Origin of the sequence: Lentzea albida, from assembly GCF_900111005.1 — a bacterium.
Lineage (GTDB): Bacteria > Actinomycetota > Actinomycetes > Mycobacteriales > Pseudonocardiaceae > Lentzea > Lentzea albida.
On record NZ_FOFV01000004.1, the window covers coordinates 447,653 to 464,575 of the forward strand.

Sequence of the window (16,923 nt, forward strand, 5' to 3'; positions counted from 1 at the left end):
GGGGGCCTTTTTCGTCACCGCTGGTGCGAGCGGCGGTCGTACGAGACCGCGTAGATGGTGCTGCGGGCGGCCAGCACCGGGTCGTCCGACACCTCGATGCCGTCGACGAGAGCCGTCGGGTCGAACACCTGCGACTGCCAGTGCTCCTGGTCGGCGGCCTCGGCCGTGATCTCGATCCGGCCGACGTCGACGGAACGGCGGTCGTCCGGCCACGCCACGGTCGAGTCGTGCGTGGGGTCACCCGGCTCGCCGAAAGTCACCCGCAGCACGAACGAGATCGGCAGCCGCGAACGCAGTTCCTCGGTCAGGTGGTGCGGGGTCCACGACGACGAGTCCGCCGCGTTGACGACACCCGCGTCCGGAACCCACGAGTAGCGCACCGGACGCACCTCGCCGGCGGCGTCGCGCCAGAGGAAGGCATGGATGGCCCAGTATTGCGAGGTACCGTAGCTCTCGGGGATGCCGACAGACTTGGCCGCCGCCAGCGCCGGGCCGACCGTCGGGTGCGCGCCCACGAACGACTTGATGTGCGGCACGGAGGGATCGGCGGCATCGGTGTCGGCCTTGGCCGCCTTGATGAAGTCCACGAACTCCTCGGGCGTCGCCGCCACGAACCGCTCCACGTTCACCATCACCAGGTCGGTGTTGGTGCCGTCGGCGAGGTGGAACTTCGTCGCGAAGCCGCGCACGGAACGGTCGCTGTCGAACGCGTGCGGGTTGGCGTCGGTGTGCGACAAGCGGACCGTCGCGCGGACAGGGGAACCCTGCAGGTGTGGAGCGGTGGTGAACGGCGCCGCCGAACCGTTGGGCGTGAACGTGGCCTCGTAGACGAAGCCTCGGGCGTGGGCTCGGCGGAAGCCGTGGTGGGTGCCCTTCAGTTCCTCGATCGCGTCCACGATGGTCGAGGAGATTTGGGACTTTGCAAGCTCGGATGACATGCGCCGAAGCTATCGGCGCATGTCATCCGCTGCTAGAACAACGTTCCATTTGGAGGTGATTCACTAGGGCGCCGGGCGGAAGCCCGCCTTCTCCGCGTCCGCCTCCGTGCGGAACCACACGTCGGCGCGGGTCTCGCCGAAGTTCGCCGACCCCTCGCTGTAGTAGCGGCGGCCGGTCAGCGTGGCCTTCACCGCGAAGTCCGCGGCCGGTGCGTGGCCGTCCGACTTCGGCAGCACCGAGCCCGGGCCGAACGGCGAGCGCGGGTTGAAGCCCTCCGGCTGCTGGAACCTCGCCGGCGCGGCCGAAGGAGCGGTGCCGTTCGGGCGGCCGCCGGTGGACGGCGAGAAGCCGACCGGGCGGGGGCGTTGCGGTAGTGCCGCCGGGGCGGCGGGCGCTTCCGGCTTCGGGGACTCGAAGGCCGCGAACGCCGGGAAGCTCTGCTGGCGTTGTTGCGAGGTGCTGCGCCTGGCCTCGCGGATCGGGAGGCCCGCCTCGGTGTGCCGCAGTTCGACCGGGGCCGGTTCTGGTTCCGGCTCCGGCGGGGCGGCCAGCAGGGGCTCGTCGCTCGGCACGAACTTCGGGACGAACGGCTGGTCGTTCGACGTGTCCGGGAGCGTGCGGGTCTGGCCGAGGGCCGGCAGCGGCTCGTCGGCGTCGAGCAGCGGCTCGAAGAGCGAGCGCGGGCGTTCGGCTGCGGGAGCGGCCGGGGGCGCGGGGGTTTCCGTGCCGTGGGAGAACGCGGCGCCGACGGCACGTGGGGTGCGCTCCGGCGTTTCCTCGGTCTCCACGCGGGGTTCGAAGGCCGAGAACGGCGCGGGCGGCGGGGCGCCGGGCGTCGTGAACGGCTGGGTGAACGACGCCGTGTACTCGGGCTCGACGAACTCCCGGTAGACCGGCTCCTGATAGGCAGGTTCCTCGTGGGCAGGCTCGTGGTGAACCGGCTCCTCGTGGGCCGACTCGTCGCGCAGCGAGTGGGTGGACTCCCTCTCGGGCTCCTGCTCCTCGGCGAGCGTCGACTCGAAGACGCCGTTGCGGACGCTCGGGGCGTCGAGGTCGGCGGGCTCGTCGGTGATCGGCTCGATCAGGCCGGTCTGCTCGGCCGGGGACTCCGGCTCCACCTCGGGCTCGGCGTCCGGCTCGGTGAAGCCGTCCAGCTGGCCGGAGAGCTCGTCGCGCAGGGCCGGGTACTCGCCGGTGAGGTCGTTGTCCGGCCAGCTGCTCTCCTCGACGGCGATGAACGTCGTCTGCTCGGAGCGGGTGCCGGCGGGCTCGTCCTCCTGCTCGGCGGCCTCGTCGAGGAACGTCTCCGGTTCCTCCTGCGCCCACACCTCGCGCGGCTGGTAGATGAAGTCGTCGGCCTGCTCGTCGACCTCGGGACCGGCGGTCGGCCGCGGCGACGGGACGCCGGGCTCGGCGACCGGTTCGACGGTGGGCACGTACGACGTCTGCTCGGCCGGGAGCTCCGGCTCGTCGTCGAAGTCCGCGGCCTCGAGGCCCGACTGCGACAGGACCGTCGTCTGCTCGGCCGGCGTCTCGGCGGGGACCTCGCCCGGACCGAGGCGCTCGAACAGCGACCGCGGGCGGTCGTCGTCGGCCTCGGCCAGTGCCTTCTGCTCTGCCAGCTGCTCCTCGAAGCGGCGCTGGGCCTCGTCGGGCTCCAGGTACTGCCGGACGGGCGCGGACGGCTCCTCGTCGACCTCGGGCCGGGACTCGAGCACGGAGGTCTCGTGCGGAGCGGGCTCGTCGACGACCGGCGGCAGCACCGGTGCGGGCGCCTGCACGGGCTCGCCGAAGTAGGCGGGCGGCTCCACGTACGGCGCCGGTGCCGGAACGGGTGCGGGCGGCGGCGCCAGCACCTCGTCGGTCAGCGACCGCGGAGGCGCGTTGTCCCAGTCGTCGACCTCGAAGTCGTCGACCGGAACGGGCTTCGCCGCCGGCCGGGCCGACTTCCGCGCGTCCTGAAGTTGATCATCGAGGTCGGCGATCTGCTTGCGTGCGGGGCGCACATACACCAACCAGGTGATCAGCGCTCCCGCAACGAAGGACAGCAGGCTCCACAGCCAGACCTGCCCGAAGATGTTCACGGGTAAGCCCCTTCTACGACCACACTCCGACCCCACTCACTCGGAAGGGTGAGCATGGCCAAACTACAGTGCCTTTGATGATGCTCCGTCACTACGCCGTTCAGCGCAAATAACGGGTGGAAAGCCCAGCGTAGAGTGGGATTTTGTGCCCCCTCTGACCACCTCTGCCATCAGTTCGCCAGAACTTCACACCCAGGGGCGAGGGGTCACCAGCGGCGCACTCGCCTACGTCCTTTGGGGCTTGTTCCCGGCGTACTGGCCACTCCTCGTACCCGCCCAGCCGGTCGAGGTGCTCGCGCACCGGATCGTCTGGTCGTTCGTCACGCTCGCCGTCGTCGTCGGGGTCCTCCGGCACTGGCGGCCCTTCCTCGAACTGTCGGGGAAGGGCTGGTTGATCGTCACCGCAGCGGCCGTCCTGATCACGGTCAACTGGGGCACCTACATCTACGCCGTGAACAGCCATCATGTCGTCGAGGCCGCCCTCGGCTACTTCATCAACCCGTTGGTGAGCGTGGCACTAGGCATGATCTTCCTCAAGGAACGATTGCGCATCACCCAGGTGGCCGCCATCGGTGTGGCCGTGGTCGCTGTGATCGTGCTCACCGTCGACTACGGCCGGCTGCCGGTGATCTCCCTGGTCCTGGCCTGCTCGTTCGGCGTCTACGGGTTGCTGAAGAAGAAGGTGCCGCTGGACGCGATCTCCAGCCTCACCGCCGAGAACGCCGTCATCGCGCCGATCGCGCTGGTCTACCTGCTGACGCTGGGCAGTGCGAACACCTTCGGTTCGGCCGGCACCGGCCACGTCCTGCTGCTGCTCAGCACCGGCGTCGTGACGGTGATCCCGTTGCTGCTGTTCGGCGTCGGTGCGCGGCTGATCCCGTTGAGCACCATGGGCATGCTGCAGTACATCGCGCCGATCCTGCAGTTCGCGTGGGGCGTGTTCGTCGTGCACGAGTCGATGCCGGCCAGCCGGTGGATCGGGTTCGGCCTGGTGTGGCTGGCCCTGGCGATCTTCACGTTCGACGCGCTGAGCAACCGGCGCAAGCAGGCGCTCGCGCCGGTCAGCTGATCAGCGGGTGCGCTCCACCACGTACGTCGCGAGCTCCTCGAGAGCGTCCCGCGCGGCGCACGGCGGCAGCTTGCCCAGCTCCGTGCGGGCCCGGTCCGCGTACTCGTCGAGGACCTCGCGCGACCTGTCCATTCCGGACGACTTGCGCAGCAGGTCGAGGGCCTCGTCCACCAGCTCGTCGTCGCTGATCGGACCGGCCAGCAGTTCGGCGAGCCGCGTCTCGGACGGGTCGGCGAGCGCGTAGAGCATCGGCAGCGTCTTCACGCCCTCGCGCAGGTCGGTGCCGGGGGTCTTGCCGGACTCCACGGACGGCGACGCGATGTCGATCACGTCGTCCGAGATCTGGAACGCGGCCCCGATCACCTCGGCGTACGCGCGCAGGGCGTCGATCTGCTCCTCGGTGGCGTCGGAGAACATGCCACCGAACCTCGCCGCGGTGGCGATCAGGACGCCGGTCTTCTCCTCGATCACCTTGAGGTAGTGGGAGATGGCGTCCTCGCCGGGCTGCGGGCCGACGGTCTCGCGCATCTGGCCGGTCACCAGGACCGAGAAGGTCTCCGCGATGATCCGCGCCGCGTCCGTCCCCAGGTCGGCCGTCAGCCGGGACGCGTGGGCGAACAGGAAGTCGCCCGTCAGGATCGCGATGCTGTTGTCCCACTTGACGTTCGCGGAGACCGCTCCGCGCCGCATGGTCGCCTCGTCCATGACGTCGTCGTGGTAGAGCGTCGCGAGGTGGGTGAGCTCGACCACAGTGGCCGCCTTGACGACCTTCTCGCGGTCCCAGTCGGCGCCGAACTGCGACGCGAGCAGTGTGAAGAGCGGGCGGATCCGCTTTCCGCCCGCCTCCACAAGGTGAAGCGAGGTCTCCGTCACCGGGGCGAACTCGCTCTGCACGACGTCGTGCAGGTTGCGCTCAACCTCGGCCAGGCCGTCCTGGACTACCTCGGTGAGCACGGGGTCCACCAACGCGAACCCCGGTCCCACATGCTCGCTACTGGTCACACCAGCAGACTACGTAGTCCTAGCTGAGGAAGGTGCCGGTACCCGCCCAATCGAGCACGAAGGTGGGCCACAGACCCAGCACCAAGGTCACGACGGCACCCAACGTGATGGCGATCGTGGTGAACGCGCCGGGCACCGTGACGGTCGGGCCGTCCGGGGCCGGGTCGCTGAAGTACATCAGCACGATCACCCGCAGGTAGAAGAACGCCGCCACGGCCGAGGCCACGAGAGCGATCACCACGAGCGGCGTGAGGCCGGCGTCGATCGCCGCGCTGAACACGACGAACTTGCCGATGAAGCCGGACGTCAGCGGGATGCCGGCCAGGGCCAGCAGCAGGAACGTGAAGACCGCCGCCACGATCGGCGACCGCTTCGCGAGGCCCGCCCACTGCGACAGGTGCGTCGCCTCGCCGTCCGAGTTGCGGACCAGCGACACGATGCCGAACGCGGCGATCGTGGTGAAGCCGTACGCCAGCAGGTAGAACATGGTCGCGCTCACACCGGGGGCGTCGCCCTCCGGCGTCAGGGCGATCGAGCCGATCAGCAGGAAGCCCGCGTGCGCCACCGAGGAGTACGCGATCATGCGCTTCACGTCGGTCTGGGTGAGGCCGAGGATCGCACCGATCACCATCGACACCACCGCGACGCCGTAGAGCACGCCACGCCACTCCCACTGCGTGTTCTCGAACGCCACCGTGAGCACGCGCAGGATGCCGCCGAACGCGGCGACCTTCGTGCACGCGGCCATGAACGCCGTGACCGGCGTCGGGGCGCCCTGGTAGACGTCCGGGGTCCAGGCGTGGAACGGGCCGACGGCGGCCTTGAACAGCAGGCCCACCACCAGCAGGCCGAAGCCCGCGAACAGCAGCGTGTCGGAACGGTCCGTGCCGCCCGCGGCCGTCGCGATGGCCGAGAGCTTCACCGAACCCGCGTAGCCGTAGAGCAGAGCCACGCCGTAGAGGAAGAACGCGGAGGCGAACGCGCCGAGCAGGAAGTACTTCACGGCCGCTTCCTGCGAGAGCAGGCGGCGACGGCGAGCCAGGCCGCACAGCAGGTACAGCGGCAGCGACAGCACTTCCAGCGCGATGAACATCGTCAGCAGGTCGTTCGCCGCGACGAACGTCATCATGCCGCCGAGCGCGAACAGCGTGAGCGGGAAGACCTCGGTCTGCATGCCGGTCTTCGTCGCCTGGGCGCGGTCCTGGACGGTGCCCGGACGGATCGCGGCCTGCGCCACGAACGCGCCGCCGGGCTCCACCGAGCGGTCGGCGATCAGCAGCACCGAGCCGAAGCCCAGCACCAGCAGCGTGGCCCACAGGAAGAGCGACGGCGAGTCGACCGCGATCGCCCCCGACAGCGTCGAGACGCCCTGCTCCGGGCGCTCCGACGTCGCGTAGAGGATCAGCGAGCCGACGGCGCCGACCAGCGTCACGAGCGTGAGCACGAGCTGCACGGCCCACCGCTGGTGCTTGGGCAGCAAGGCCTCCAGCAGCACGCTGACGCACGCGGCACCGAGCACGATCAGCAGCGGCGCGATGGCGCCGTAATCGATCTCCGGCGCCTCGATCGTCTGCGCCTGAGCGACGAGAAGGTTCACGTCACTTGCCTTCCTGCACGGTGACCGGGTCGGTCACGCCGACCTCGGTCAGCGTCGCCCCGACAGTCGGGGTGATGACGTCGAGCACCGGCTGCGGGTAGAACCCGAGGGCCAGCACGATGACAACGAGCGGTGCCAGGATCGCGATCTCGCGCTTGTCGAGGTCGCCGATCGTGGTCTTCTTCTCCGGGTCGCCGACGGCACCCGGACCGGCCGCGGCACCGATGAGGGCGTCGCCGCGCAGCGGGCCGGTCATGACCCGCTGGTAGAGCCACAGCACGTAGAGGGCCGCGAGCACCATGCCGACCGTCGCGATGATCGTGAACACCGGCTGCGTCGGGAACGAGCCGATCAGCACGAGGAACTCCGAGACGAACGAGTTCGTGCCCGGCAGCGACAGCGTGGTCAGACCCGAGATCAGCAGCATGCCGGCGAGCAGCGGCGCCACCTTCGACATGCCGCCGTAGTCGGAGATCAGCGACGAACCACCGCGCGCGATCACCATGCCGACCACCAGGATCAGCATGCCGGTCGAGATCGAGTGGTTGAGCATGTACGACACCGAGCCCACGCCGGCCTGCGACGTGAACGAGAAGATGCCGAGCGCGATGAAGCCGAAGTGCGCGATCGAGACGTAAGCGAGGAACCGCTTCATGTCCCGCTGGCCCGTGGCGAGCAGCGATCCGTAGAGGACACCGGCGACCGCGAGCACGAGCACGAACGGCGCCAGGTTCTTCGACGCCTCCGGGAACATCGGCAGCAGGTAGCGCAGCATGCCGAACGTGCCGACCTTGTCCAGGATGCCGACGACGATCACCGTGACGCCGATGGGCGCCTCGGCCGCGGCGTCGGGCAGCCAGGTGTGGAACGGCACGAGCGGCGCCTTGATCGCGAACGCCAGGAAGAAGCCGAGGAACAGCCAGGTCTGCGTCGTCGAGTCGGCGTCGCGGACCACGGTCACGAGCGTCGCCCAGTCGAAGGTGCCCTTGCCGAGCTCGTCCGACGCCATCGCGTAGGCGCCGATCGCGGAGGCCAGCATGATCAGGCCGCCGAGGAACGAGTACAGGAAGAACTTGACCGCCGCGTACTGCCTGCGCGCGCCGCCGTAGCCGCCGATCAGGAAGTACATCGGGATGAGCATGACCTCGAAGAGCACGTAGAACAGGAAGACGTCGGTGGCGGCGAACACCGCGACCGTCACGGCCTCCTGGACGAGGATCAGCGAGAGGTACCCGCCCTGCGACCGGCCGGCGGGCAGCTTCTCCGTCCAGCCGGCGCCGATCACCAGCGGGATCAGCAGCGCGATGACCGCGATCATCACCAGCGCGATGCCGTCGATGCCGAACGAGAGCCGCACGCCGAACGCCGGGATCCAGTCGACGCCGGTGGCGAGCTGGATGCGCTCGCCGTCCGGGTCGTAGGCGATCCACAGCAGCACGCCGAGCACGAGCTCGACGAGCGAGAACGCGAGCGCGACGAGCTTGGCCTTCTTGTCGTCCTTGCGCAGGAACGCCACCACCAGGGCGCCGACCAGCGGCACCACCAGCAGTGCGATCAGAACCCAGGTCACGAGAACCTCACCACCAGGAGCGCCCCGAGCACGAAGATCGAGCCCAGCAGCATGGACAGTGCGTAGGAGCGGACGAACCCGGTCTGCAGCCTGCGCAACCGGCCGGAGCTACCGCCGAGCAGCGCCGCGGTGCCGTTGACCAGACCGTCGACGCCCTTCAGGTCGAGGAACACCAGCGCGCGGGTGAGCCAGGTGCCCGGCCGCGCGAAGAGGGCCTCGTTCAGTGCGTTGCCGTAGAGGTCCGCACGGGCCGCGCGCACCGGGAACGACACGCGCACCGGGCGTTCGACCGGCTGCTTGCCGCGGCCGAAGAGCAGGAACGCGAGTCCGGCACCCACCAGCGCGAGGGCGACGGTCAGGATGCCGACCAGGCCGTGCGAGATGACGCCGTGCTCTTCCTTGAGCTCGCCGAGCGACGGCTCCAGCCAGCCGGCGAGACGTCCGCCGGAGGAGAGGAACCAGCCGCCGCCTATCGAGCCGACCGCGAGGATGATCATCGGAACGGTCATCGACAGCGGGGACTCGTGCGGGTGGTAGTCCTTGCCGTTCTCCGCCTTCAGGTCCTTCCAGCGGGGCTGGCCGAGGAAGACGAGGATCAGCAGACGCGTCATGTAGAACGCGGTCAGCGCGGCACCCAGCAGTGCGACACCGCCGAAGACCCACGGGCGCCAGCCTTCGCCGGTGAACGCCGCCGCGATGATGGCGTCCTTCGAGAAGTAACCCGCGAACGGCGGGATGCCGATCAGCGCGAGGTAGCCGAGCGTCCAGGTGACGAAGGTGATCGGCAGGAACTTGTAGAGCCCGCCCATCCGGCGGATGTTGCCCTCGTCGTTCATGCCGTGCATGACCGAACCGGCACCGAGGAAGAGCCCGGCCTTGAAGAAGCCGTGCGTCAGCAGGTGCATGATGCCGAGCGCGTAGCCGATCGGGCCGAGGCCCACGGCGAGGATCATGTAACCGATCTGCGAGACCGTCGAGTACGCCAGGACCTTCTTGAAGTCGTCGTAGGCGCAACCGATGATGCAGCCGATCAGCAGCGTGACGGCACCGATGATCATGACGACCAGGCGGCCGTCCTCGCTCAGGTTGTAGAGCGGGTTCGAGCGGGCGATGAGGTACACGCCCGCGGTGACCATCGTCGCCGCGTGGATCAGGGCCGAGACGGGGGTCGGGCCGGCCATCGCATCCGGCAACCAGGCCTGGAGCGGGAACTGGCCCGACTTGCCGCAGGCGCCGAGGAGCAGCAGCAGCGTGATCGCGAGGACCTCGGCCGAGGAGAACTCGCTGACGCGGCTGAAGACCTCGGTGTACTGCGTCGTCCCGAGCTTGTTGAACATCAGGAAGATCGCGATCGCGAGGCCCAGGTCGCCGACGCGGTTCATCAGGAAGGCCTTCTTGGCCGCCGACGCCGCTTCCGGCTTGTACTGGTACCAGCCGATCAGCAGGTACGAGGCGAGACCGACGCCCTCCCAGCCGAAGTACAGGGTCACGAAACCGTTGCCCAGCACCAGCAGGAGCATCGCCGAGACGAAGAGGTTCAGGTAGGCGAAGAACTTGCGCCTGCCCTCCTCGTGCGCCATGTAGCCGATCGAGTAGATGTGGATCAGAGAGCCCACACCGGTGATCAGCAGCACGAACGTGAGCGACAGCGGGTCGAGCCGCAGTCCGAACTCGACGGTCAGCGCGTTGACGTCGATCCAGTTGAACAGGTGCAGGTTCTGCACCCGCTCCTCGGGGTTCGAGACACCGAGCGTCGAGAAGAAGAGCGCGAGCGCGTAGGCGAACGACGCGAGCAGCACACCGCTGCCGAGCAGGTGGCCCCACTTGTCGGCGCGCTTGCCGCCGACCAACAGCACCGCCGCGCCGAACGCGGGCAGCGCCAACAGCAACCAGGCGAAGCTCGCGACCCCGCTGGCGACAACAGGTTCCGTCACCGGTGACCCCTCAGTACTTCAGCAGGTTCGAGTCGTCGACCGAGGCCGAGCGACGCGTCCGGAAGATGGACATGATGATCGCGAGGCCGACGACGACCTCCGCCGCGGCGACGACCATCACGAAGAACGCCATCACCTGACCGTCGAGCGAGCCGTTGATCCGCGCGAACGTCACGAGGCTCAGGTTGACCGCGTTGAGCATGAGCTCGACGCACATGAACACCACGATGGCGTTGCGCCGCACCAGCACGCCAACGGCGCCGATGCTGAACAGCAGTGCCGACAGCAGCAGGTAGTAGGTGGGGGTCACGACTCACTTCCCTTGAGCGCGTGCGCGTCGGGCTCGTGCGCGGTGCCGGCCACCTCGGCGACGTCGTCCGAGAGCTTGGACTTGTCGGTCGCCTCGATGACCTCGAACAGCGACTCCTCCGCCACCGTGCCGTCGGGCAGCAGTGCGGGGGTGGCCACCGAGTTGGCGGTGGCGAAGACGCCGGGGCCGGGCAGCGAGCCGACCCGCTTGCCGTCCTGGAAGCGCTCCTCGACGAGTTCCTTCTGCGTCTTCTTGGCGGGCTTCCCGTCGCGGCCGACGAAGGCCAGGATCATCGCGCCGAGGGCGGCGGTGATCAGCAGGGCCGACGTGAGCTCGAACGCGAACAGGTACTCCGTGAAGAGCTTCGAACCGATGTTGCCGACGTTGCCGCCGTTGGTGGTGTTCACCTCGGCGAGGCCGCGGGCGTCGACACCGGTCAGCGCGCGGCCGACCGAACCGACCAGCAGCACGGCGAACCCGATGCCGAGCAACGCGGCCGCGAGTCGCTGGCCGCGGATCACTTCGACGACCGAGTCCGAACTGTCGCGGCCGACCATCATCAGCACGAACAGGAACAGCATCATGATCGCGCCGGTGTAGACGATGATCTGCACGAAGCCGAGGAACGGCGCCTGCTGGATCATGTACAGCACACCGAGGCTGAGCATCGTCACGACGAGCCACAGCGCGGAGTGCACGGCGTTGCGCGCGAAGAGCATGCCGAGCGCGCCGGCCAGGGCCAGCGGGCCGAGGACCCAGAACGCGATGGCCTCGCCCGTGGTGACGGTGTCGACCACGCGCTGCACCGGTTCCGGCTGCTGCTGCGCGAGGAACTGGACCAGGAGGCTCACTGCTGAGCCTCCTTCGCCAGGCGCGGGCCGTTCACGTAGTAGTCCTGCTCGTTGTCGCCGAGCCGCATCGGGTGCGGCGGCTGCTCCATGCCGGGCAGCAGCGGGGCGAGCAGGTCCTCCTTCGTGAAGATCAGGTCCTGGCGGTTGTCGTCGGCGAGCTCGTACTCGTTCGTCATCGTGAGCGAACGGGTCGGGCAGGCCTCGATGCACAGGCCGCAGCCGATGCAGCGCAGGTAGTTGATCTGGTAGTCGGCACCGAAGCGCTCACCCGGTGAGTAGCGGGCTTCCTCGGTGTTGTCGCCACCCTCGACGAAGATCGCGTCCGCGGGACAGGCCCACGCGCACAGCTCGCAGCCGACGCACTTCTCCAGGCCGTCCGGGTGCCGGTTCAGCTGGTGACGGCCGTGGAACCGCGGCGCGGTCACCTTCTTGACCTCGGGGTACTCCTCCGTCACCACCTTCTTGAACATGGTGCCGAAGGTGACGCCGAAGCCTTTCAGGGACTCGAACATCCCTACTCAGCCTCCTTACCGGTGGTGACGGCTGCCTTGTCCGCGGGGATGTTGGCGACCTTGACCTTGCGCTTGGGCGCTGACTTGGGGACCGCGAGGTCGAGCGGCGGGACGGGGAAGCCCGAACCCGCGAGCGGAACGCCCTTGGTGTCCTGGACCTTCTTGTCCGGCAGCAGGAACGAGACCAGCAGCACGAGACCGACGACGACGCCGAGCGCGATGAGCCGCTGCGCCGTGGAGAGCTGCTGGATCGCACCGGTGCGGATGACCGCGACGGCCATGATCCAGACGAGGCTGGTCGGGACCAGCACCTTCCAGCCCAGGCGCATGAACTGGTCGTAGCGCATGCGGGGCAGCGTGCCGCGCAGCCAGATGAAGAGGAACAGGAAGGCGAGCGTCTTGATGATGAACCAGAGCAGGCCCCACCAGCCGGTGTTCATGAACTCGCCGCTCCACGGGGCGTGGTAGCCGCCGAGGAAGAGCGTGGTCGCGAGCGCCGAGACCGTCACCATGTTCACGTACTCGGCGAGGAAGAACAGCGCGAACTTCAGCGAGCTGTACTCCGTGTGGAAACCACCGACGAGCTCCGACTCGGCCTCGGGGAGGTCGAACGGGGCGCGGTTGGTCTCGCCGACCATCGACACGACGTAGATCGCGAAGCTGGGGAAGAGCAGCAGGCCGAACCAGCCGGGGGCGAACCCGAGCACGGTCGAGGCCTGGGCGCCGACGATGTCACCGGTCGACATCGAGCCGGTGAACATGATCACCGCGACGATCGACAGGCCCATCGCGATCTCGTAGGAGATCACCTGCGCGGCCGACCGCAGCGCGCCGAGCAGCGGGTACGGCGAGCCGGAGGCCCAGCCGGACAGCACGATGCCGTAGACGCCGATCGAGGAGCAGGCGAGCACCACGAGCACGCCGACCGGGAGGTCGACGAGCTGCAGCGCGGTCTGCTCGCCGAACAGGTTGACCTCACCCGCGAGCGGGATCACCGAGAACGCGAGGAACGCGGGGATGCAGGAGATCACCGGGGCGAGGAAGAACACCCACTTGTCCGCGAGGACCGGGCGGATGTCCTCCTTGAACGCGAGCTTCAGACCGTCCGCGAGCGACTGGAGCCAGCCGTTCGGGCCGACCCTGTTGGGGCCGGGACGGTGCTGCATGCGCGCGACGACCTTGCGCTCCCAGTTGATCATGAACAGGGTCATGACCACGAGGAAGGCGAAGATGGCGACGACCTTGATCAGGACGAGCCAGATCGGGTCGTCCGCGAGGAGCTTGGCGGTCTCGCCGATCTCCGCTGCGACGACGTGCTGGGTCATGAGGTCCCTCCGCTGACGGAGACGATCGAGCCGTGGCCCGCGCCGAGAGTGGCCCGCACGGTCACGTCACCCGAGTTGGTGGGCAGCCAGATGACGCCCTCGGGCAGGTCGTCGGTCTCGACCGGGAGCGTGATCGCGCCGCGGTCGGTGGAGACCGTCACGTAGCCGCCGGTCACGAGCCCGAACTGCTGGGCCGTGGCCTCCGCGACCTTCGCGACGACCGGACGCGCGGTACCGGCCAGGTGCGGCTCGTCGACCTGCAGCGAGCCGTTGCCGATCAGGCGGTGCCACGTGGCGAGCACGGCCTTGCCGGGGCCCGCCGGGGACTGCAGCGGCGCGGCGACGTTCAGCGAGGAGCCGGTGACGGCGCCCTCACCGAGCCGGGCCAGGTCGGCGGCCGAGGCGGCGGGCGTCTGCGTGAACAGGTCCGCGTCCATCTCCACCGCGAGGGTGTCGAGCACGCGGCAGTCCGGCAGCGAACCGGTGCCCTCGAGCGTGGTGCCGAACTCGCGGCGGCGGCCCTCCCAGTTGAGGTAGCTGCCGGCCTTCTCGACCGCCGGGGCGATCGGGAGCACGACGTCGGCGTGCGCGGTGACCGCGCTCGGACGCAGCTCCAGGCTCACGATGAAACCGGCCCCCGCCAACGCCTTCTCCGCGAGTCGCGGGTCGGGCAGGTCGAACGGGTCGACGCCGCCGACCACCAGGCCGGACAGCTGACCGCTCGCGGCGGCCTCGAGGATGCCCGTGGTGTCGCGGCCGGGCGTCGCGGGCAGCGAGCCCTCCTCGACGCCCCAGGTGCGCTCGACCTCCAGGCGGGCCGCGGCGTTCGCGACGTGGCGGCCGCCGGGCAGCAGGTTCGGCGTGGCACCGACCGCGAGCGCACCGCGCTCACCGGCGCGGCGCGGGATCCACGCGACCTGGGCGCCCGTGCGCTCGGCCAGGCGGGCGACCGCGGTGAACGCGCCGGGGACCACGGCGGCGCGCTCGCCGACCAGGATCACCGCGCCGGGCTTGGAGAGCAGCTCGACGACGTCGGACGCGTGCTCCGGCAGCGCGTTGATCGCGTTCGCCTCGGCACCGGGCACGCAGGCGAGCAGCGTGCCGAACGTCTTCTCCACGGCCGGGGTCGTGAACTGGCCGAGGTGGAAGACCTTGGTGCCCTTGCGAGCGGCCTTGCGCAGGCGCAGGAAGACGATCGGGGCCTCCTCCTCGGGCTCGAAGGCGACCAGCAGCGCGGCCGGTGCCTTCTCGATGCCCTGGAAGGTGACGCCGTTGTCCGGGTTGGTGAACACCGTCGTGCCGGACAGGAACTCCAGCTCCTCGGCGCTGTGCGGCCGGGCGCGGAAGTCGATGTCGTTGGTGTGCAACGCGATCCGGGCGAACTTCGAGTACGCGTAGGCGTCCTCGACGGTCAGCCGGCCGCCGGTGAGGACACCGACGCCGTTCGCGTCGCGGGCCGCCGCGAGACCGGCCGCCGCGACCTGCAGCGCCTCGGTCCAGGACGACTCGCGCAGCTCGCCGCTCTCCTTGTCGCGAACCAGGGGCCGCTTGATGCGGTCACCGGTCGTGGCGTAGCGGAAGGCGAACCGGCCCTTGTCGCAGATCCACTCCTCGTTGACCTGCGGGTCGTCGCCGGCGAGCTTGCGCTGCACCTTGCCGCGCCGCCAGTCGGTGCGCTCGGCGCAGCCGGAGGAGCAGTGCTCGCAGACGCTCGGCGTCGACACGAGGTCGAACGGGCGGGCGCGAAAGCGGTAGGCGGCGCTGGTGAGAGCACCGACCGGGCAGATCTGGATGGTGTTGCCGGAGAAGTAGCTCTGGAACGGCTTCTCCTTGGCCACACCGATCTGCTGCTGCGCACCGCGCTCCAGGAGCTCGATGAACGGGTCGCCGGCGATCTGCGCGGAGAACCGGGTGCAGCGCTGGCAGAGCACGCAGCGTTCGCGGTCGAGCAGCACCTGCGTGGAGATGTTGATCGGCTTCGGGAACGTGCGCTTGTGCTCGTGGAAGCGGGAATCGCTGCGGCCGTGGGCGATCGCCTGGTTCTGCAGCGGGCACTCACCGCCCTTGTCGCAGATCGGGCAGTCCAGCGGGTGGTTGATGAGCAGCAGCTCCATCACACCCTGCTGGGCCTTGTCGGCGACCGGCGAGGTCAGCTGGGTCTTCACGACCATGCCGTCCGCGACCGTCATCGTGCAGGAGGCCTGCGGCTTCGGCATCGGCCGGCCGCCCATCTCGACCTCGACGAGGCACTGGCGGCAGGCGCCCGCGGGCTCCAGCAGCGGGTGGTCGCAGAAGCGCGGGATGACCGTGCCGAGGCGCTCGGCCGTGCGGATCAGCAGCTCACCCTTGGGGGCCACCACCTCCACACCGTCGATCACGAGCTTGACGTGGCCTTCCGGCACGACGAGCTCGGTCGCGTTGGGCTTGTCAGGCGCGATGGTCATGCGTTCGCTCCAGCCAGGACCTTGGAGTTCTGGTCGCACAGGGCGAGGAACTCGTCCTTGAAGTACTTGATGCCGCTGGTGATCGGGCTGACGGCACCGTCACCGAGCGCGCAGAACGAGCGGCCGAGGATGTTGTCGCAGACGTCGAGCAACGTGTCGATGTCGCTCGCCGTGCCGTTGCCCGCCACCATCCGCTGCAGGATCTGCACGAGCCAGTACGTGCCCTCGCGGCACGGCGTGCACTTGCCGCACGACTCGTGCTTGTAGAACTCCGTCCACTTCATGACGGCCCACGGCACGGACACGGTCTCGTTGAAGATCTGCAGCGCGGTGGTGCCCAGCATCGAGCCGGCCTCGGCGGCGCCCTCGAAGTCCAGCGGCACGTCGAGGTGCTCCGCCGTGAACAGCGGAGTGGACGAGCCACCCGGCGTCCAGAACTTCAGCGGGATGCCGTCCTTCATGCCGCCGGCCATGTCGAGCAGCTGCCGCAGGGTCGTGCCCATCGGCGCCTCGTACTGGCCGGGCCGCGTGACGTGGCCGGACAGCGAGTAGATCTTCGGACCGGGCGACCGGTCGCGACCCATCTCGCGGAACCAGTCCGCGCCACCGTTGACGATGAAGGGAACCGACGCGATGGTCTCGACGTTGTTCACCACGGTGGGCGACGCGTAGAGGCCCGAGGTCGCGGGGAACGGCGGCTTGAGCCGCGGCTGGCCGCGACGGCCCTCCAGCGAGTCGAGCAGCGCGGTCTCCTCGCCGCAGATGTACGCGCCGGCGCCGGCGTGCACGACGAGGTCCAGGTCGAACCCGCTGCCGAGGATGTCCTTGCCCAGGTAGCCCTTGGCGTACGCCTCGCGCACCGCCGCGTTGAGGCGGCGGATGCAGTGCAGGACCTCACCGCGGACGTAGATCGCCGCGAAGTTCGCGCGGATCGCGTACGACGTGATGATCACGCCCTCGATCAGCGAGTGCGGGTCCGCCATCATCGTGGGGATGTCCTTGCAGGTGCCCGGCTCGCCCTCGTCGGCGTTGATGACGAGGTAGTGCGGCTTGCCGTCGCCCTGCGGGATGAAGCCCCACTTCATGCCGGTGGGGAACCCCGCGCCGCCGCGGCCGCGCAGTCCGGAGTCCTTGCACTGCTGGATGAGCTGGTCCGGGTGGGCCTTGAGAGCCTTCGGCAGCGCGGTGTAGCCACCGGTGCGCTCGTAGGTCTCCATGGTCCAGGACCTGGGCTCGGTCCAGCGCTTGGTGAGAACGGGAGTCAGCGGGTCAACCATGTGCGTTCC

At 69.2% G+C, this 16,923-nt stretch carries 13 protein-coding genes; 1 reads left to right on the forward strand and 12 read right to left on the reverse strand.

The window, feature by feature from the left end; translation table 11 throughout:
- Window positions 1–14 precede the first annotated feature (14 nt).
- Together BMY74_RS14215 and BMY74_RS14220 are read right to left on the reverse strand one after the other, a co-directional pair.
- Window positions 15–938 carry a catalase family peroxidase gene (locus tag BMY74_RS14215; RefSeq protein WP_089915489.1) on the reverse strand — a complete coding sequence of 308 codons (924 nt, stop codon included), beginning with the start codon at window positions 936–938 and terminating at the stop codon, window positions 15–17.
- Window positions 939–1,001: 63 nt separating this feature from the next.
- The gene (locus BMY74_RS14220; protein ID WP_089915492.1) at window positions 1,002–3,023 is read right to left on the reverse strand and encodes a sunset domain-containing protein; all 2,022 of its coding nucleotides are present in this window, start codon (window positions 3,021–3,023) and stop codon (window positions 1,002–1,004) included.
- Between the two features lie 145 nt (window positions 3,024–3,168).
- Between BMY74_RS14220 and rarD the strand changes: the two genes are divergently transcribed.
- Window positions 3,169–4,092 carry an EamA family transporter RarD gene (gene rarD, locus BMY74_RS14225; protein WP_089915495.1) on the forward strand — a complete coding sequence of 308 codons (924 nt, stop codon included), beginning with the start codon at window positions 3,169–3,171 and terminating at the stop codon, window positions 4,090–4,092.
- Here rarD and BMY74_RS14230 read toward each other — a convergent pair whose 3' ends face one another.
- From BMY74_RS14230 to nuoF, 10 genes are read right to left on the reverse strand one after another with little or no spacing between them, the layout of a single operon-like run.
- Window positions 4,093–5,076 (reverse strand): polyprenyl synthetase family protein, encoded by a 984-nt coding sequence (locus BMY74_RS14230; protein ID WP_245786118.1) that lies wholly within the window; start codon window positions 5,074–5,076, stop codon window positions 4,093–4,095. It lies immediately after the preceding gene.
- A 37-nt stretch (window positions 5,077–5,113) separates the two neighbouring features.
- Entirely contained in the window at window positions 5,114–6,691 is a 1,578-nt protein-coding gene (gene nuoN, locus BMY74_RS14235; protein WP_089915501.1) for an NADH-quinone oxidoreductase subunit NuoN, read from the reverse strand.
- 1 nt (window position 6,692) lies between these two features.
- Window positions 6,693–8,261 carry an NADH-quinone oxidoreductase subunit M gene (locus tag BMY74_RS14240; RefSeq protein WP_089915504.1) on the reverse strand — a complete coding sequence of 523 codons (1,569 nt, stop codon included), beginning with the start codon at window positions 8,259–8,261 and terminating at the stop codon, window positions 6,693–6,695.
- On the reverse strand, window positions 8,258–10,195 hold the full coding sequence (gene nuoL, locus BMY74_RS14245) for an NADH-quinone oxidoreductase subunit L (protein ID WP_089915507.1): 1,938 nt from the start codon (window positions 10,193–10,195) through the stop codon (window positions 8,258–8,260). Before nuoL ends, BMY74_RS14240 begins: the two co-directional genes overlap by 4 nt.
- A gap of 10 nt (window positions 10,196–10,205) precedes the next feature.
- The gene (nuoK, locus tag BMY74_RS14250) at window positions 10,206–10,505 is read right to left on the reverse strand and encodes an NADH-quinone oxidoreductase subunit NuoK (RefSeq protein WP_030473209.1); all 300 of its coding nucleotides are present in this window, start codon (window positions 10,503–10,505) and stop codon (window positions 10,206–10,208) included.
- A complete protein-coding gene (locus BMY74_RS14255) occupies window positions 10,502–11,347 on the reverse strand; it encodes an NADH-quinone oxidoreductase subunit J (protein ID WP_245786119.1) in 846 nt (281 codons plus the stop codon). The genes nuoK and BMY74_RS14255 overlap by 4 nt, the downstream gene beginning before the upstream one ends.
- Window positions 11,348–11,352: 5 nt before the next feature.
- Window positions 11,353–11,868, reverse strand: coding sequence for an NADH-quinone oxidoreductase subunit NuoI (gene nuoI / locus BMY74_RS14260; protein WP_089915513.1), 516 nt, complete (start codon window positions 11,866–11,868; stop codon window positions 11,353–11,355).
- A 2-nt stretch (window positions 11,869–11,870) separates the two neighbouring features.
- Window positions 11,871–13,166, reverse strand: coding sequence for an NADH-quinone oxidoreductase subunit NuoH (gene nuoH / locus BMY74_RS14265; protein WP_089915791.1), 1,296 nt, complete (start codon window positions 13,164–13,166; stop codon window positions 11,871–11,873).
- Between the two features lie 23 nt (window positions 13,167–13,189).
- The gene (locus BMY74_RS14270; protein WP_089915516.1) at window positions 13,190–15,637 is read right to left on the reverse strand and encodes an NADH-quinone oxidoreductase subunit G; all 2,448 of its coding nucleotides are present in this window, start codon (window positions 15,635–15,637) and stop codon (window positions 13,190–13,192) included.
- Complete coding sequence (gene nuoF, locus BMY74_RS14275; RefSeq protein ID WP_089915518.1) at window positions 15,634–16,914, reverse strand: NADH-quinone oxidoreductase subunit NuoF; 1,281 nt, start codon at window positions 16,912–16,914, stop codon at window positions 15,634–15,636. Before nuoF ends, BMY74_RS14270 begins: the two co-directional genes overlap by 4 nt.
- Window positions 16,915–16,923 lie beyond the last annotated feature (9 nt).